The organism is Thiobacter subterraneus (genome assembly GCF_055379455.1).
Genome location: NZ_AP042402.1, coordinates 1,123,402 through 1,139,972 on the forward strand (window position 1 = coordinate 1,123,402; position 16,571 = coordinate 1,139,972).

Sequence of the window (16,571 nt, forward strand, 5' to 3'; positions counted from 1 at the left end):
CCGCCGACCGGCGGGCGCCGTAATCATGACATGACTGTCCGCTTTTTGGCGCTCAGGCGGAAGGATCGTTCCGGCGCAACAGGCGCAGAAATTCCTCCGGGCTCAGCTCCTCGACCACGATGCCTTCCCGGGCCGGGGGCTCGGCGGGCAGCTGTTTTTGCTCTTCGAGCCGCGCCCGCGCCCGCAGTCTGGCGTTTTCCAGGGTCTGGGATTTGTGGGGGTTGAACCAGCTCAACATGGGCGTCCTTCCTGATTCTCGTCTGGCCTGAGGTTTTGCACACTCCCTCATGCAAGACCCGTGCCAGCCCTTCCGGGCGCGTTGACAAGCTCCGGCCCCATCCCCCAACATCGGCACTCCCAACCGCAGCCCAGGGAGAAGGCCATGCCCCACGAGATCATCCAGCTGAAAGACGAGGAAATCGCCATGCTGCGCAAGGAGCTGGAGCTCCTCATGGGCGAGCGCGAGCTCCTGCTGCGCATCGCCGGCGCGGCCGCTGCCTTCGTGGCGGAGCTGGATACATCCAAACTGCCGCCGGAAACCTACGAGGCGGCGGAACTGCTGGCGGAATTCCTCAACGAAACCACGGAAGAAACCCTGCGCGAGGCGCTGGAGGCCGTCAAAGCCCACATCGTGACCGACGGCGACGAACGGCGCGTATAGGCCTCAGGGCTGGGTTTCGGCCGGTGCCTGCGCCGGTGCCGGCCCGGCCCGGGACGTCCCCCTGCCACGCAGCGTCGGCGCCTCGAGGGTTCCCTCCACCGTCAGGGGCACGCGCAGGGTCGCGCTGCGGGAGCGCAATTCGGTGACGACATCGCCGGCAAGCCTGCCGTCGGCCTCGATGACGGCACTGCCGGCCGCGCTCAGCATGCCCAGATTCAGCCGTAGCTGCTGGTAGCGGTAGCGCCCACCGGCCAGCTCCAGATAGCCGGAAAAGCCGTTGAACCGGGTCTCGCCACCGGTCACCGCGCTGCGTGCCGCGGCATTGATGGCCCGCACCAGATCCACGTTGCCCAGCGTGCCCTCCTGGGCTACGAAGGTGGCGCGCACCGTGGGCGAGGCGGTGAGCAGACCCAGCCGGTCGGCAGCGAGCTGGAGCCGCGCCTTGGCGGCAAGCGTGCCCTCCGCGCGCAGGGCGCGGGTGAAGGCAGGCAGGGCGGCGGCGAGATTCACCCCGGCGACGTCCAGGTCGAACAATGCCTCCCAGCCGCGCGTCCAGCTCACCCGCCCGCTGCCTGCCACCCTGCCGCCATACAGTTCGCCATCGAGGGCGGTGATCTCCAGCGTCTGGTCCCGCGCCACCCCCTGCACGTCGAGCCGGTCGAATTCCAGGTTCACCCCCAGGGGCGGTATCCAGCGTCCCGCCGTGAGCTGCACCCGCCAGCCGCCCGCCAGCGGCTGTACGTTCAGGGTCGCCCGCCGGTCCGCGGTGGTGAGCACGGCCTCGCGAACTTGCCCATGGTCCCACCCCACTTGTCCGCCGAAGGGCGGCAGTTCCATCCCCGGCACCAGCAGCCTGACCTGGGCGAGGTCCACCCGACTCACCACCAGGGGCGCCGCCTGCTGACGGGCGCCCCAGGCCGCCAGGCGCGTCAGGGCATCCGCCTCCAGACTCACGCCGTCCAGGACGACACGATCGAGCAGCATCCGCTCCCGCCCCCAGTCCGTGAAGCGCGGCGTGAGTTCGGCCCGGGCGATGCGGATGTCCTGGAGCACGCCGATATTCACCTGCTCCAGTTTCCAGCGGGGCGCGGGAAAGGCGGCAAAGCGCAGCCCACCGATGTGCACCGGTTCACCCAGGCTGCGTGACAGGCGGGCCTCCAGCCGGGGGGCATAGAAGTTGAACGAAACGAGATGGGCCAGCACCAGGGTGGCGAGCAGGCCGAGCGCGAGCCCGGCCGCCCCGCGCCGCACCCCCTTGCGCCAGTCGATGCGAAAGCGGCGCAGCCCCCCTCCCCAGAGCAGGCGTGCCAGCGCCGCCTCCTGGGCGGTTTTCATGCGTGCCAGGGCCATGGCGCGCGCCTCGGCCTCGGCCCGCTCCCGCTCTTCCTCCTCCATGAGCCGGCGCGCCTGTTCCTCCGCGAAGCGGCGGGCTTCCTCGGCAGCTTCGCGGGCCGCCTGTTCCGCCGCGGCCTTGGCCGCCGCCCGCTCCGCTTCCCGGGCCGCCGCCGCTGCCTCCGCCGCGGCGCGGCTTTCGGCCAGCTCCCGAGTGCGACGGGCCGCCTCTTCCCGGGCCAGGGCCTGCGCTGCCGCCTCTTCCCGCGCCTGGGCTTCGGCTTCCGCCCGGCGCCGGGCTTCCTCCTCTTCCCGGGCACGGCGCTCGGCTTCTTCCCGGCGCCGCGCTTCCTCTTCCAGACGGGCCCGGGCTTCCGCCTCCTCCCGTGCCCGGCGCTCGGCTTCGAGACGGGCCTCCAGTTCGGCCCGGGCACGCGCCTCGGCCGCCAGACGGGCTTCCGCTTCCGCCTTCGCGCGCGCGTCCTCCTCGGCCCGGCGGCGGGCTTCCTCCTCTTCCCGGGCGCGGCGCTCGGCCTCTTCCCGACGCCGCGCCTCCTCTTCCAGACGCGCCCGGGCTTCGGCTTCCGCCCGGGCCCTGGCCTCGGCCTCCGCGCGGGCCTGGGCCTCGGCCGCCTCCCGGCGCCGCGCCTCCTCTTCCAGACGGGCCCGTGCCTCGGCTTCGGCGCGGGCCTTGGCCTCCGCCTCTTCCCGTGCCCGGCGCTCGGCTTCGAGACGGGCCTCCAGTTCGGCCCGGGCACGCGCCTCGGCCGCCAGACGGGCTTCCGCTTCCGCCTTCGCGCGCGCGTCCTCCTCGGCCCGGCGGCGGGCTTCCTCCTCTTCCCGGGCGCGGCGCTCGGCCTCTTCCCGACGCCGCGCCTCCTCTTCCAGACGCGCCCGGGCTTCGGCTTCCGCCCGGGCCCTGGCCTCGGCCTCCGCGCGGGCCTGGGCCTCGGCCGCCTCCCGGCGCCTGGCCTCCTCTTCCAGCCGCGCCCGTGCCTCGGCTTCGGCGCGGGCCTTGGCCTCCGCCTCTTCCCGTGCCCGGCGCTCGGCTTCGAGACGGGCCTCCGCTTCCGCGCGGGCGCGCGCCTCCGCTTCCGCCCGCCCGCGCGCTTCCTCCTCGGCGCGGCGCCGCGCTTCTTCCTCTTCCCGGGCGCGCGCTTCGAGACGGCGCTTGACGCGGGCCTCCAGCTCGGCAGCCAGACGGGCTTCCCTGAGCTGGCGCGCGAGGGCCTGACGTTCCGAGTCGGCCCGGGCCCGCGCCGCCTCCACCTCCCGCATGCGCGCCTCCAGTGCCGCGCGGGCCTCTTCCCCGGCGGCATCCGGTTCGGATCGGAGCGGTTTCTGCCTGTCCGGCGGCGATGGCGGCGGGCCGGGTGGCGGCGCCGGCTGGGTGCCGGATGCAGGCCTGGTGGGTTCCCCGGCGGGCGCCGGTGCCGGCGCAGCCTGCTCCGCTTTCAGTTCGTCGAGCAGCGCGGCACGCTGCTTTTCCTTTTCTGCCTGGGCACGCTGGGCCTCCTGGCGCGCGCGCCGCTCCAGTTCCCGCTGGGCTTCGATGAACGCCTGGGTGTTCGCCTCATCGACGATGATGGTGGAGGAAAAGCCCAGCTCGTCGGCCAGTACCGTAGGCGGGGCGGCGCGCACGCTGCGCACGAAGCCCTCGGCTTCCAGCGTGGTCAGCACGCGCTCCAGGCGCGCCTGGGACAGACGCCCGGCACGCTCCAGCATCTGGGCCAGGTTGGAGCGGCCATCCACCAGGGCGAGCACACGCGCCTGCTCGCGGTTGAGCAGACGGGTCCTGCCGGCCGCCTCCAGGGCACCCTTGGACGTCTTGGTGAAAACGATGTTGGGATCCATCGCGCTCAGGTCTCGGCCCCGCCGCCGGCGCGGCGGGGCAGCTTTGTCATCGTCCCGTCATGGCCTTGCTTTAGGCGCAACGGGTCATTATAGACAGCCCGACGCCCGGGCCGGCGCCGGTCCGGGCGCAAAAGTGACGTCGTTTCAGGAGCTTGGCCACGTGGCCCGGGCTGCGGCCGGCCCGTGAATCTTTGGTCATGGAATCTCAGCGGTGCAGGAGCTCCGCCAGACGCCGCCGGCACGCCGCCGCGTCCGCCGGTGGAAACGCCGGCAGCTCCAGCACGGCGAGGAGTGCGCGGTGCGCCCGGCCCTGCCGCCACTTGGGCTCAAGGGCAAGGATGGCCAGGAGGTCCTCGGCGGCGCCGGTGAAGTCATCGGCCACCAGCCGGCGCGCGGCGCGGGCGAAGCGGGCCTCGCAATCGTTGGGGTCGGCGGCAAGCTGCGCGTCCAGGACGGCGGAGTCGGGCGCCTCCTCGGCGGCAATGATCAGGCCCAAATGCACGAACAGCCGCTGGATCTCCGGGTGACTGGCGGCAGGCTCGGGCAGGTTGGCGAGCAGGGCATGGGCGCGGGCGTGCTCGCCGTTTTGCACCATCAGGCGGGCGAGCTCCAGGGGCAGAAGGGGGTTGTCCGGGTCGTCCAGGGCGGCCCGGGCCAAGCGGGCGTAGGCGGCCTCGGCCTGTCCCGCCTGGAACAGACGCCAGGCCTCGACCCGCTGCGGGTCCGGCGGGCGGGGCAGATGCCATTCCAGCGCGGCGCGCAGGCTGGCTTCCGATTCGGCCCCATGGATGGTGTGCACCACTTGGCCGTGACGGAAGAACTTCACCGTGGGCACGCTGGCCACGCCCCAGTCGCGGGCCAGGCGCGCCAGTTCGTCCACGTTGACCCGCACCAGCAGAAAGCGCCCTCCAAAATCCTCGGCCAAGTGCAGGAGGCGCGGCATGAGCATCATGCAGGGCGCGGCACGGGGTGACCAGAACAGCACCACCACCAGGCCGCGCCCGGAATTCTCCAGCACCAGGGTGGGGAACGTCTCGGCGCTGGCATCGAATACGAAGCGGGCGGCCATGACCGATGATAACCCGCGGCCATCCCGCCCGGACAGCCGGGGGGATCAGGCGGCGAGGGCGGCCTTGACCCGGTCCAGCCGCGCGCGGGCCTCCTGCGCCACCTCGCACACGGCCTTGTTGCTCACCAGCTCCACCATCAGGTTGGGATCGAGAAGGAGGATGGTGACCTTGCCATCCGGCTCCTGGCGCACCACCACGTTGCAGGGCAGCAGCAGGCCGATGTCGGGTTCGAGGTCGATGGCCTTGTTGGCGAGCACCGGATTGCATGCGCCCAGAATGCGGTAGGGCAGACGCTCCACGCCCAGCTTGGCCTTGAGGGTGGCCTGCACGTCGATGTCCGTGAGCACCCCGAAGCCTTCCTTCTTGAGTTCCTCGGTCACGCGCGCCACGGCGGCGTCGAAGGGCATGTCCACTGTCACACTCAATCCGTACATGGCACTCTCCTCGCAAAAGTTTGGGATTATAGCGCCTGCCGGGTGACGTTTCGGTCATGCACGGCCGGCTCAAGATTCCGGCAGCCACCGCCGTTATTGGGGGCAGAGACAGTCTTGCCTTCACCTCCGGAATCCCATGCTGCGCAAATATCTCAAGCTGTTCGGCGGCGACCGGCAAACCGACACGGCCTCCGCCCCGGCGCCGTCGCAGCCGCCCCCCATCGACGAACTGGTGCCCCTCCTGGACAAACCGCCGCGCGCCGCGGCAACCGTGGGACAGACAGTGGACACCACCGCGGCCGAGTCGGTGGTGAGCGATGTGCTGCCCGTCGAAACCCACGGGCGACGCACCCAGGTCTCGGAGCTCTTGCAGCGCTTCCTGGGCCGCCAGCCGGTGCTGGAGGCCGACGGCCGCGTGCTGGGCTACGAACTGCGCCTGAAGAAAAGCCTGCCGCCCGACAGCCCGCCGGGTCCCACCCTGATGCAGATGATGGACGAAATGCTGCTCGCCAGCCTGCTGGACCTGGACATCCACGCCCTGCGTGGCGGGCGTCTGATCTTCGTGCCCCTGACCGTGCACACCCTGGACAGCGGCTTCCTGCAGCGCCTGGCGGGCGAAGGTCTGGTCCTGGCGCTGCGTCCGGAAGGCGACGTGCCGGCCCTGGCTGCGCGGCTCGCCGAACTCAAGCGCATGGGCTATGCCATCGCCCTGGATGAGGTGGAACTTGACGCCGCCGCGCGTCCCCTGCTGGCGCTCGCCGATTTCCTGCGCGTCGACGCCCACGGCCGGGATGCCATCGCCCTGGGCGAATTCGCCGTGGCGGCACTTAGGCAAAGCCGCGCCCGCCTGGTGGCCACCCAGGTGGACGCGGAGGAACTGTTCGAAGTCTGCCGCAAGCTGGGGTTCAAGGCCTTCCAGGGCTATTCCTTCACGCGCCTGAAGCCCAGCCAAAGCGGCCGCCTCGACGCCCAGCGCCTGCGCATCATGGAGCTGCTCAACCTCACCCTCAACCGTGCCGAGATCGGCGAACTGGAGGCCGTGTTCAAGCGCGACCCCGCCCTCTCCTACCGGCTGCTGCGCTACATCAACTCGCCGGCCAACGGCCTCATGCAGCCCGTGCGCTCCCTCGGCCATGCCCTCATGGTGCTGGGCTACGACCAGCTCTACCGCTGGCTCACGCTGCTCCTGTTCGCCAGCGGCGAGCCCGACTTCCGCAGTCTCGGCCTGCTGCGCACGGCGCTGGTGCGCGGGCGCTTCGCGGAACTGCTGGGGCAGGGCCGGGTGCCGGCCGAGGCACAGGGCGGCCTGTTCATCGTCGGCATGTTTTCCCTGCTGGACGCCCTGCTCAACCTGCCCATGGAGCAGGCCCTGGCGGGACTCAAGCTGCCGGGTGAGATCGTCCAGGCCCTGCTCAAGCGCGAAGGACTCTACGCCCCCTATCTGGAACTGGTGCTCGCCACCGAGGAAGGCGAGGAACACATTCTGGCGACCTACGCAGCCGTGTGCGGCATCGGCGCCCGGGACCTCAACGCGGCCCACGCCCAGGCGCTGCTCTGGGCAGACCAGGTGGGTAAGGCCTGAGCAGGCCGGCGCACCGCCGCGTCCCCCGTCTGCCACGCCCGGCGGACCGACCGTTTCGGCTCCACTGAACGCCCACCCCTGCGGGCCGTGCAGGCCCGCCCGCTTTTGCTCTGCCGGTCTCATCCCCGATGACCCGCGCCTTGACACCCGGATACCCCCGTCCAATAGAATGCCATGACAATGGAATCGCTTCCGCATCTGGACTGGACATGAACAAAAAACACCTTGGCCTGCTCGCCGTCGCCCTCGCCCTTGCCGCCGCCGTTGTCCACTGGTGGCCGCTCTATCGTCCGCAACCGCAGACACCCGACTCCCACGAGCCCTTCAGCCTGGCCGACGCAGGCGACCGAAGCTTCGACGGGGCGCCCGCGCTGGCGTTGACCTTCACCCGGCCCCTGGATCCAGGCATCCACTACGACAAATACATCCAGGTGTACGAAATGCCGCCGAGGGCGGGTGCAGCGGCGAGACCGAACGACGATGAGCGGGCGGAAGAAGGCCCGAGGTCAACGGACGGTGCCTCGCGGGTGAGCACCAGGCCGGAAGATACCCGCACCGAGGGGGGCCGGGCGGTGTCCGGCGCCTGGGTGGTGGGCGACAACCCACGCCTGCTGTTCTTCCCCCACATCAAGCCGCAGACGCGCTATGTGGTGCGCGTCGATGGGAAGCTCCCCGCCCGGGACGGCACTCTGCTCGGCGCCGAAGCCCGCTATTCGGTCCTCACCGCGGCGGTGGCGCCGGCCTACTATTTCGCCAGCCGGGGCATGGTGCTGCCGGCCAAACAGAACGGCGGCCTGCCGGTCGTCACCGTCAACGTGCCCGAAGTGGACGTGCAGTTCATGCGGGTACGGGACGACCAGCTGCCCAACTTCCTCGATCAGGTGATTGCCGCCGCACCCCGGAAGCAGGACGCGAATCCCCCCGGCGATGAAACCGACGCCGACGAGGAGGTGGAGGACGACGTCACCCATGACCGCCTGGGCGCCCTGCGTGGCGCCGTCTCCAACTGGGAGCTGGATCGGCTGCACAAGCTGGCCGACAGCGTCTATCTCGGCCGCTTCCTCACCGAACAGCAGAAAAACAAGCGCAGCGTCACCTATCTGCCGGTGGAGCACATCAAGGCGTTGCAGGAGCCCGGCATCTACGTGGCCATCATGAGCCAGCCGGGGCGCTTTCGTGGCGATTTCCAGGTCACCTATTTCTATGTCAGCGACATGGGCCTGCACGCGCGCCTGTACGACAAGGGCGCGGAAGCCTTCGTGAGTTCCCTGACGGACGGCCGGGGCATGCGCGGCGTGGAAGTATCCTGGCTGGACGGCACCGGGAAAACCCTGGCCCGCGCCGAGACCGACGGCGATGGCCGGGCGAGCTTCGCCGAGCGTCCCCAGGGGGCGCGTGTGCTCCTGGCACGCAAGGGCAGGCAGGTGTCCATGATCGCCCTCCGGGAGCCGGCGCTGGACCTGTCCGAATACGACGTGACCGGCGACCCCTACAAGCCGGTGCGCCTGTTTGCCTATGCCGGCCGCAATCTGTATCGCCCGGGCGAAAGCTTCCAGCTATCGGTCCTGGCGCGCGACGCGGATGGCCATCCGGTGCCTGCCACGCCGGTGCAGGCCATCCTCAAGCGCCCGGACGGACGCACCCAGTTCAGCGCCGCCTGGCAGCCGGACCGGCGCTTTCCCGGCTATTACCTGCGCCGCATCGATCTGCCTGCGGACGCACCCACCGGGTTCTGGACGCTGGAGTTGCGCGCCGATCCGGCGGACAAGGTGCCTGCCACGGTCTTCCGGTTCGGCGTGGAGGAATTCCTGCCGGAACGCATGAAGCTGGAACTGGACGCCCCCCAGACAATCGCCGGCGCCCTGAGTGTGGATGTGCGCGGCAGCTATCTCTACGGCGCCCCGGCGAGCGGCAACCGTCTCCTCGCGGTGGTCCAGTACGAGCGCAACCGCAATCCGCTGGCACAGAAGTATCCGGGCTTCGAATTCGGCGACTTCGCCGAGGACAGCGCCAGGGCGCGCCAGGAACTTCCAGAAGCCACGCTCGACGAGGCAGGCCGGGCCCGGCTCGACATCGACCTCGCGCCCGTCGCCGATCGCCACTCACCGTTCACCGTGCGGGCGACGGTGAGCCTGCTGGAATCGGGTGGCCGCCCGGTGGTGCGCAGCCTCGAGCGGGTGGTGTGGCCGGCGCCGACCCTGGTGGGCATCCGCCCCCTCTTCACCGGCGAATACGCGCGTCAGGATGCGCCCGTGGAGTTCGAGGTGATCCGGGTGGACCGCTCCGGCACGTCCCGCCCAGCCCGGGCTCTGCCGGTGCGGCTGTTTCGCGAATATCGCGACTACTACTGGCGCTTCGATGATCAGCGCGGCTGGCATTCGGGGTTCAATGAAAGCGACGAGCTGGTGGAAACCGCCAGCGTGAGCATCCCGGCCTCCGGCCGCGGCAGACTCACCCTGCCCGTGCGCCATGGCCGCTATCGCGTCGAGATCCTCGACCCGGAAACCCGCCAGACTCTACGCTACCGGTTCTACGCAGGCTGGAGTGCCAAAGAAGACGAGAGCCAGGGCAGCCGTCCCGACCGGGTGGCCCTCAAGTGGGACAAGCCCGCCTACCGGGAGGGCGATACCGCCCGGCTCACCATCCAGCCTCCCCATGGGGGCGACGCTCTGATCACCGTGGAGGGCGACCGCCTGCTGTGGCTTAAACGCACGGCCATCGGCGCCAAGGGGGACACCATCGACATCCCCCTCGCCCGGGACTGGCGGCGGCATGATCTGTACGTCTCGGTGATGGTGCTGCGCCCAGGCAACGAGGGCGACCAGGTGACTCCCGCGCGGGCGCTGGGGCTCATCCATCTGCCGCTGGAACGCAGCCCGCGCAGGCTCGAGGTCGCCCTCCAGGCGGTGGCCAAAACACGGCCCGACACGCCTCTCAGGGTCCGGGTGCGAGCGCCCGAGGCCAGGGGCCAGAAGGCCGTCGTCACCCTGTCCGCCGTGGATGCGGGCATCCTCAACATCACGCGCTTTACCACGCCGGATCCTTTCGGCTTCTTCTTCGGCAAGCTGCGCTACGGCGCCGACCTGCACGACGTGTACGGCCGGCTGATCGAGAAAATGCCGGGCCGGCAAGGCAAGCTCAAGTTCGGCGGCGATGACACGCCGCGTCCCACCCGGAGCCTGCCCAGGAAAGTCAGGCTGGTGGACCTGTTCAGCGGCCCGGTCGCCCTCGATGCCAACGGCGAGGCGGAAATCACCCTGCCGCTGCCGGATTTCAACGGCACGCTGAGGCTGATGGCCGTGGTCGCCACGGCCGACCGCTTCGGCTCCCGGGATGGGGAAGTGGTCGTGGCCGCGCCGCTGGTGGCCGAGCTTGCCACGCCACGCTTCCTCAACTTCGGCGACAGCGCCACCGTGGCACTGGACCTGCACAACCTGTCCGGCGCCGCCCAGACACTGAAAGTCTCCGTCAGCGCCGCAGGCGATACCCGCATTCACGACGGCGGCCGCACCCTTTCCCTGAGGGACCAGCAGAAAGCCACGCTGCGCTTTGCCGTGGAAGCCGGCACCAGCGTCGGCCTCACCGATGTCGTGGTCAGGGTCGAGGGCCGGGACCTCGCGCTGGAGCGCCGCTTCCCGCTGATGATCCAGGCACCCACGCCCCAGCAGCACGTGTCGCGCCGCTACAGCGTGGCGCCCGGTGAAACGGTGGAAGTGCGCGAGAGCGAACTGGCCAGCTTCCACCGCAACGCGCTCGCCGCCCATCTGGTGATTTCGGACAAGGCGCCCATCGACGTGCGCTCGGCGATCCAGGGCCTGCTGCGCTATCCCTATGGCTGCGCCGAGCAGACCACCAGCACGGCCTACCCGCACCTGTTCGTGGACGAGGAGGCCGCGCGCCGCTTCGGCCTCACGCCCTACACGCGGGAACAGCGGGAACAAATGCTGGAGTCCGCCATCGCCCGCCTCGCCACCTATCAGGCGCCCGGCGGCGGCTTCAGCCTGTGGGGCAACGTCTCCGAGTACGAATACTGGCTGTCGGCCTACGTCACCGGCTTCCTGCAGGATGCGCGCGGGCAGGGCTTCCAGGTACCGGATGTCATGTACAAGAAGGCCATGGATTTCCTGCTGCGCGGCCTGCAGGAAGGCGTGCCCCGCATGCGCGCCACGGCCGGTGCCCGGAGCGAAGCAGGGCAAAACCAGCCCGGCTTCTGGGCAGATGCCCGCCAGCGGGACAATGCCCGCTTCGGCGTATTGAGCTGGGGCGCCTACGTGCTCGCCCGTGACGCCCGGGCGCCCCTGTCCACCCTGCGCCAAATGTTCGAAGCGCGCGCCCACGCCCATTCCGGGCTTTCGCTGGTGCAACTCGGCATCGCCCTCAAGCTCATGGGCGACGATGCCCGGGGCGACACCGCCATCGCCGAGGGTCTGGCAAAGCCCCGGGAGAACGGCGCCTGGTGGGGCGACTACGGCAGCAACCTGCGGGATGCCGCCCTGTCCTACGTGTTGCTGGAGCGGCACAAGCTCAGGCCCAAAGGCATGGACGACCTGGTGGGGGTGATCGCCGACGAAATGGAGCGGCAGCGCTACTACAGCACCCAGGAGCAGATGGCGCTGTTCCTGGTGGGACGCTCGTTCGCCAGCGGCGGCGGTGAATGGACGGCCGAAATCCAGTCACGGGGCAGGAGCGAGGGGCTCAAGGGCAAGGGTTCCCTGTTCCGCGAACTGGGGGCGGAGGAGGTGACCGGCGGCATCAGGCTCACCAACCGGCATCGGGAACGTCTGTACGTGGAGCTGGCCCTGACCGGCTTCCCGGTGAAGTCGCCGCCGGAACGCAAAGATCCCATCCTGCTCACGCGCAGGATCTACCATGCCGATGGCACCCCCCTGGGGGACCGTGCCCTCAAGGTCGGTGACACCCTGCTGGTGAGGATCAGCGCCCGTTCCAGCGCCGCCATTCCCACCGGCCTGATCGTGGACAAGGTGCCCGCGGGTATCGAGATCGAAAACCTCAACATCGTGCAGGGCGAGCAGATGGGCTCCATCAAAATCGACGCCATCGATCCGGCCGAAGCCATGACGGACAGCCGCATCCGGCACGTGGAATGGCGCGATGACCGCTTCGTGGCCGCCGTGCGCCTCGACGGCTTTCGCGAGCTGAACCTGTTCTACCGGGCACGGGTGGTCACGCCAGGCAGGTTCGTCGTGCCGCCGGTCTATGCCGAGGACATGTATCGCCCGGAAGTGTTTGGCCTCACCGGGGGCGGCGACGTGCTGACCGTGGTGGAGCCCCGGTGAACCCGGCCCTGCCCGCCCCCTCCCGGATCGCGCGCAAACCGCCTCGCCGTAGCGCCTGCCTTCCCCACCTTGGGCAGGGACTTGCCCACGGCCGGCACGCCCCACGCTGAAACGCGCGGCACGGGCTGGGAGTCGGCATGAAGGACGCATTTCCACGACTTGCGGGGACACGGCCCGGCCGCCTGTTCATTGGGGCCACGGGTGTGCTGGCCGTTCTGCTGCTCGCCGACTGGCTGTTCCCCCTGCCCACACCCGGACGCGCCTCGCCCTACGCCGTGACAGTGGTCGCACGCGACGGCACACCCCTGCGTGCCTTTCCCGACCGGGATCATGTCTGGCGCCATCCGGTCACCCTCGATCAGGTTTCACCCCTGTATCTGGAAGCCCTGCTCGGCTACGAGGACCGTTGGTTCTGGTGGCATCCCGGCGTGAATCCCGTGGCCCTGGCCCGTGCGGCCTGGCAGCGCCTGCGCTACGGCCGGGTGGTCTCCGGTGGCTCCACCCTGACCATGCAGGTGGCGCGTCTCATCGATCCCACGCCACGCACCGTGGCCGGCAAGTTGCGCCAGATCGCACGGGCCCTGCAGCTGGAGTGGCATTACTCGAAAAAGGAAATCCTCACCCTCTATCTCAACTACGCACCCATGGGTGGCGTGCTGGAAGGCGTGGAGGCGGCCAGCCGTGCCTATCTGGGCAAGTCGGCCCGCCAGCTCAGCCATGCCGAGGCCGCGTTGCTGGCGGTGCTGCCCCAGTCGCCGTCCAGGCTGCGGCCGGACCGCTTTCCCGAGGCGGCGCGCGCTGCGCGCGACAAACTGCTCAGGCGCCTCGCGCCGCGCTGGGGTGAGGCCGCGCTGCGGGATGCCCTGAGCGAGCCGGTGATCGCCCAGACCCTGCGCACACCCGTGAGCGCCCCGCTGCTGGCGGAACGTCTGCGCAGACAGGCCGGCGGCAAACTGCGCATCGACACCACCATCGACGCCACCACACAAACCCTGACCGAGGCCCTGCTCCTGGACCGGGCCCGCAGCCTGCCGCCGCGCGTCTCCCTGGCGGCGCTGGTGATGGACAACACCACGCTGGAAGTGCTGGCCTATGCGGGCTCCGCCGATTTCGGCGACGCCGAGCGCTTCGCCCATGTGGACATGGTGCGCGCCTCACGCTCGCCCGGTTCCACACTCAAGCCCTTCCTGTACGCCTTCGCCCTGGATGAGGGACTCATCCACTCGGAATCGCTGCTCGCCGACGTGCCGCAGAATTTCGATGGCTACGAGCCGGGCAACTTCCAGCAGTCCTTCCACGGTCCGGTGAGCGTGTCGGAGGCACTGGTGAAATCCCTGAACGTGCCGGCCGTGCAGGTGCTGGACGCCCTGGGTCCCAGGCGCTTCGTGGCCCTCCTGCGGCAGGGCGGTCTCAGGCTGGACTTTCCCCGCGGGGGCGAGCCCAATCTCAGCGTGATACTGGGCGGCGCGGGCACCACACTGGAACAACTGGTGGCGGCTTATTCCTCCCTCGCCCGGCGCGGCCTGGCCGGCACGCCGCGCTTTACCCCGGACGCGCCCGTAGAGGAGCGGCGCATGATGAGTGAAGGCGCCGCCTTCATCGTGCGCGACATTCTGGAAAGGGGCGGTCCCGGCGCGCGGGCCGCCCCTGCCACGCCCGGCCCGCAGCGGGGCATCGCCTGGAAGACGGGCACCAGCTTTGGCTTCCGCGATGCCTGGGCCATTGGCGTGAGCAACCGCTACACCGTCGGCGTCTGGGTGGGACGTCCGGATGGCACGCCCAATCCCGGTTTCTTCGGCGCCAACCTGGCCGCGCCCCTGCTCGTGGACGTGTTCGCCCTGTTGCCCGAAGAAGGGCGCGGCGCGCCGCGCACGCCCCCTGCCCAGGTGACGCAGGAAATCATCTGTTGGCCCCTGGGTGGACGCCACCCGGCGGACGATGCCCTGTGTCCCGTCAAGCGCACGGCCTGGATACTGAACGGCGTGGCACCGCCCACTTTTCCGGACCCCTTGCGCCCGGGGCCGCTGCGCTACGACTACACCGTGGAGGCAGCGAGCGGCCTGCGCGTGCTACCCGAGTGCGCGCGGGGCAGGACGGAGATCCGGGAAGCGGTGCGCTGGCCGACGCTGCTCGAACCCTGGCTGGAGGCCAGTCTGCAGCAAACGGTCCGGCTGCCCCCCTGGGCCCCGGGCTGCCGGGGCCGCGAACCTTTGCCGGCCCGCATCAGGATCCTCGGCCTCAATGACCGCAGCGTGATCCAGCAGGCCCCAGGCGCCAGGCCGCCGGTGGTGCGGCTCACGCTGCGCGGCACGATGGGCCCGGTGTACTGGATCGTCAATGGCCGCGTGGTGGGCCACGGCAGCAGCAGCCAGACCCTGCAATTCGCCACGCCCGGCCGTTACGACATCACTGCGCTGGACCCGGCGGGGCACTACGACCGGATCAGTGTCAGCGTGCGGGGAACGGGGCTTGATGCGCCGGACAGCTGACCGGCCTTGAGGCAGGATCCGCGGCGGCGACGGTCACGGCAGACGGGAATCGATGGCGCCGCGATCCCGGGGCGGCGCTGCACACACCGCAACGGGCACCGTCAGGCATCGCGCGGGGGCTTGAGGGGTACCACGCTGGCGCCCGCGGCGGGTGTCGCGGCATTCGGGCCGGACAGAAGCTTGAGCGACCAGAGAAAGCCGCGGTCGCCATAGACCAGTTCCCACATCATGTTGGAGAGCTTGATGCAGGCCTGCATGGGATTTTCGCAGCGGGCGCGCTCCATGTCGATGCGCCACTGGAAACGCTCGAGCCGCTGGCGGATGTGGGGGGGCGCCTCGCTGATGAAGGCCTCGATGACCTGCCGCCGGCGTGCATCGAAGGCGGCGGGGTCCGTTTTCGCGAGCTGCATCCACTCGTCGAAATCAAAGCGGGAATCGCCCTGGCTCATGGCTCGCTCTCCGTGAACATGGCCGCGCCGGGCACGACCATGCGTCGGATTATGCAACACGGCGCGCGCAAAAATCCACGATGATGGACCTGGGTACGGGACACCTTGCCAAGATTTCATGAAACGCCCTGCCGCGCCAGATCGCCCATGGGTCGGCGCAAGCGCTTCCTGCGGCGGGCCGAGGCACGGTCCAGTCATTCCGGACGCGTATCCGGCGGCGCTTCGGGCGGCGCCGAACGAAAGGGCGAATGTCCCTCGAGCTCATTGACGTAATCCGCCACACCTTCCGCCTCGCGGGTGAGGAACCGCGCCACGGCGTCGCGGAAGGAGGCGTCGGCGATCCAGTGTGCCGACCAGGTGGTGACGGGCAAAAGTCCCCGGGCCAGCTTGTGCTCACCCTGGGCGCCCCCCTCGAAGCGGGACAGCCGCTGGGCGATGCAGAACTCGATGCCCTGGTAATAGCAGGTCTCGAAATGCAGACCGGGCAGGAAGCGCAGACTGCCCCAGTAGCGTCCGTAGAGCGTCTGGCCGTCAAACAGGTTGAGGGCGCTGGCGATGGGCACGCCATCCTGGTGGGCAATGACCAGCAGACAGTGCTGCTTGAGAAGCCGCCCCAGTTCCAGGAAGAAATCCAGATTGAGATAGGGTGCGCTGCCGTGTTCCCGATAGGTGTTCCGGTAACAGCGTTCGAAGAAATGCCAGTCCGCCTCGCGGATGTCGGCACCCGTGCGCCACTCGAAAGACACACCCGCCTCCTGCACGCGCCGGCGTTCCTGGCGGATCTTCTTGCGCTTTTCCCGGGAAAGGGCCGCCAGGAACTCCTCGAAACTTGCGTAGCCCGCGTTGTGCCAGTGGAACTGCACCCCGCGTCGCAACAGCAGCCCGGCGCGCGCCAGTTCCTGCGCCTCGGCCTGCGTGGGGAACAGGCAGTGCCACGATGACACGCCCAGCTCACGGGCCAGGGCGAGCGCCCCCTCGATCAGAACCTGGCGCCAGGCCGCTTCGCCCAGCAGGCGCCTGCCCGTCACCGGCGTGAAGGGCACCGCGCCCAGGAGCTTGGGATAGTAACGGCCGCCGTGGCGCGCGTAGGCCTCCGCCCAGCTCCAGTCGAACACGAATTCCCCGCGGGAATGATGCTTGAGGTAGAGGGGAGCCGCGGCCCGCAGCTCACCCCCTTCGCGCAGGACCAGATGCCAGGGCAGCCAGCCCGTTGCCCCACCCACGCAGCCGGTGGTCTCCAGGGCGTGCAGGAAGGCATGGCGCAGGAAAGGCTGGTCACCGGCGAGGCGGTCCCACTGGCCGGCATCTACCTCCGCCAGGGCGTGCACCACCTCGAGCCGGGATGCCTTCGCGCCGGCTTCCTTATTCACGGGATTTCCTCCAGAATTTCGCTTCCTTCTGCA

Annotated in this window: 10 protein-coding genes; 4 read left to right on the forward strand and 6 right to left on the reverse strand. The window is 69.8% G+C overall.

Annotated features, from left to right (window positions below; all coding sequences use genetic code 11):
• Positions 1 to 52 precede the first annotated feature (52 nt).
• On the reverse strand, positions 53 to 238 hold the full coding sequence (locus ACZ42P_RS05645; RefSeq protein WP_464899105.1) for a hypothetical protein: 186 nt from the start codon (positions 236 to 238) through the stop codon (positions 53 to 55).
• A 144-nt stretch (positions 239 to 382) separates the two neighbouring features.
• On the opposite strand from ACZ42P_RS05645, the gene ACZ42P_RS05650 reads away from it, so the two are divergent.
• Positions 383 to 661 carry a hypothetical protein gene (locus ACZ42P_RS05650; protein ID WP_464899106.1) on the forward strand — a complete coding sequence of 93 codons (279 nt, stop codon included), beginning with the start codon at positions 383 to 385 and terminating at the stop codon, positions 659 to 661.
• Positions 662 to 664: 3 nt separating this feature from the next.
• On the opposite strand, the gene ACZ42P_RS05655 is transcribed toward ACZ42P_RS05650, so the two are convergent.
• The 3 genes from ACZ42P_RS05655 to ACZ42P_RS05665 form a co-directional block, all read right to left on the reverse strand.
• On the reverse strand, positions 665 to 3,847 hold the full coding sequence (locus ACZ42P_RS05655) for an AsmA family protein (RefSeq protein ID WP_464899107.1): 3,183 nt from the start codon (positions 3,845 to 3,847) through the stop codon (positions 665 to 667).
• A gap of 205 nt (positions 3,848 to 4,052) precedes the next feature.
• A complete protein-coding gene (locus ACZ42P_RS05660) occupies positions 4,053 to 4,916 on the reverse strand; it encodes a tetratricopeptide repeat protein (RefSeq protein ID WP_464899108.1) in 864 nt (287 codons plus the stop codon).
• A gap of 45 nt (positions 4,917 to 4,961) precedes the next feature.
• The gene (locus tag ACZ42P_RS05665; RefSeq protein WP_464899109.1) at positions 4,962 to 5,351 is read right to left on the reverse strand and encodes a DUF302 domain-containing protein; all 390 of its coding nucleotides are present in this window, start codon (positions 5,349 to 5,351) and stop codon (positions 4,962 to 4,964) included.
• Between the two features lie 136 nt (positions 5,352 to 5,487).
• Here ACZ42P_RS05665 and ACZ42P_RS05670 point away from each other — a divergent pair, with 136 nt between their 5' ends.
• The 3 genes from ACZ42P_RS05670 to pbpC all read left to right on the forward strand — a co-directional run bounded on the left by ACZ42P_RS05670 (position 5,488) and on the right by pbpC (position 14,719).
• Positions 5,488 to 6,933: an EAL and HDOD domain-containing protein gene (locus tag ACZ42P_RS05670; RefSeq protein WP_464899110.1), complete on the forward strand. Its 1,446-nt coding sequence runs from the start codon at positions 5,488 to 5,490 to the stop codon at positions 6,931 to 6,933.
• Between the two features lie 209 nt (positions 6,934 to 7,142).
• Positions 7,143 to 12,230, forward strand: a complete 5,088-nt coding sequence (locus ACZ42P_RS05675) for an alpha-2-macroglobulin family protein (protein WP_464899111.1) — start codon at positions 7,143 to 7,145, stop codon at positions 12,228 to 12,230.
• Between the two features lie 137 nt (positions 12,231 to 12,367).
• Positions 12,368 to 14,719 carry a penicillin-binding protein 1C gene (pbpC, locus tag ACZ42P_RS05680; RefSeq protein WP_464899112.1) on the forward strand — a complete coding sequence of 784 codons (2,352 nt, stop codon included), beginning with the start codon at positions 12,368 to 12,370 and terminating at the stop codon, positions 14,717 to 14,719.
• A gap of 101 nt (positions 14,720 to 14,820) precedes the next feature.
• On the opposite strand, the gene ACZ42P_RS05685 is transcribed toward pbpC, so the two are convergent.
• Positions 14,821 to 15,168 (reverse strand): DUF3135 domain-containing protein, encoded by a 348-nt coding sequence (locus tag ACZ42P_RS05685; protein ID WP_464899113.1) that lies wholly within the window; start codon positions 15,166 to 15,168, stop codon positions 14,821 to 14,823.
• Positions 15,169 to 15,362: 194 nt separating this feature from the next.
• Positions 15,363 to 16,538, reverse strand: a complete 1,176-nt coding sequence (locus ACZ42P_RS05690; RefSeq protein ID WP_464899114.1) for a GNAT family N-acetyltransferase — start codon at positions 16,536 to 16,538, stop codon at positions 15,363 to 15,365.
• Between the last annotated feature and the right edge of the window lie 33 nt (positions 16,539 to 16,571).

Bases quoted from the DNA above. Each gene is read 5' to 3' on its own strand.
- ACZ42P_RS05645 (WP_464899105.1), bottom strand. From the start codon at position 238: ATGTTGAGCTGGTTCAACCCCCACAAATCCCAGACCCTGGAAAACGCC.
- ACZ42P_RS05650 (WP_464899106.1), top strand. From the start codon at position 383: ATGCCCCACGAGATCATCCAGCTGAAAGACGAGGAAATCGCCATGCTG.
- ACZ42P_RS05655 (WP_464899107.1), bottom strand. From the start codon at position 3,847: ATGGATCCCAACATCGTTTTCACCAAGACGTCCAAGGGTGCCCTGGAG.
- ACZ42P_RS05660 (WP_464899108.1), bottom strand. From the start codon at position 4,916: ATGGCCGCCCGCTTCGTATTCGATGCCAGCGCCGAGACGTTCCCCACC.
- ACZ42P_RS05665 (WP_464899109.1), bottom strand. From the start codon at position 5,351: ATGTACGGATTGAGTGTGACAGTGGACATGCCCTTCGACGCCGCCGTG.
- ACZ42P_RS05670 (WP_464899110.1), top strand. From the start codon at position 5,488: ATGCTGCGCAAATATCTCAAGCTGTTCGGCGGCGACCGGCAAACCGAC.
- ACZ42P_RS05675 (WP_464899111.1), top strand. From the start codon at position 7,143: ATGAACAAAAAACACCTTGGCCTGCTCGCCGTCGCCCTCGCCCTTGCC.
- pbpC (WP_464899112.1), top strand. From the start codon at position 12,368: ATGAAGGACGCATTTCCACGACTTGCGGGGACACGGCCCGGCCGCCTG.
- ACZ42P_RS05685 (WP_464899113.1), bottom strand. From the start codon at position 15,168: ATGAGCCAGGGCGATTCCCGCTTTGATTTCGACGAGTGGATGCAGCTC.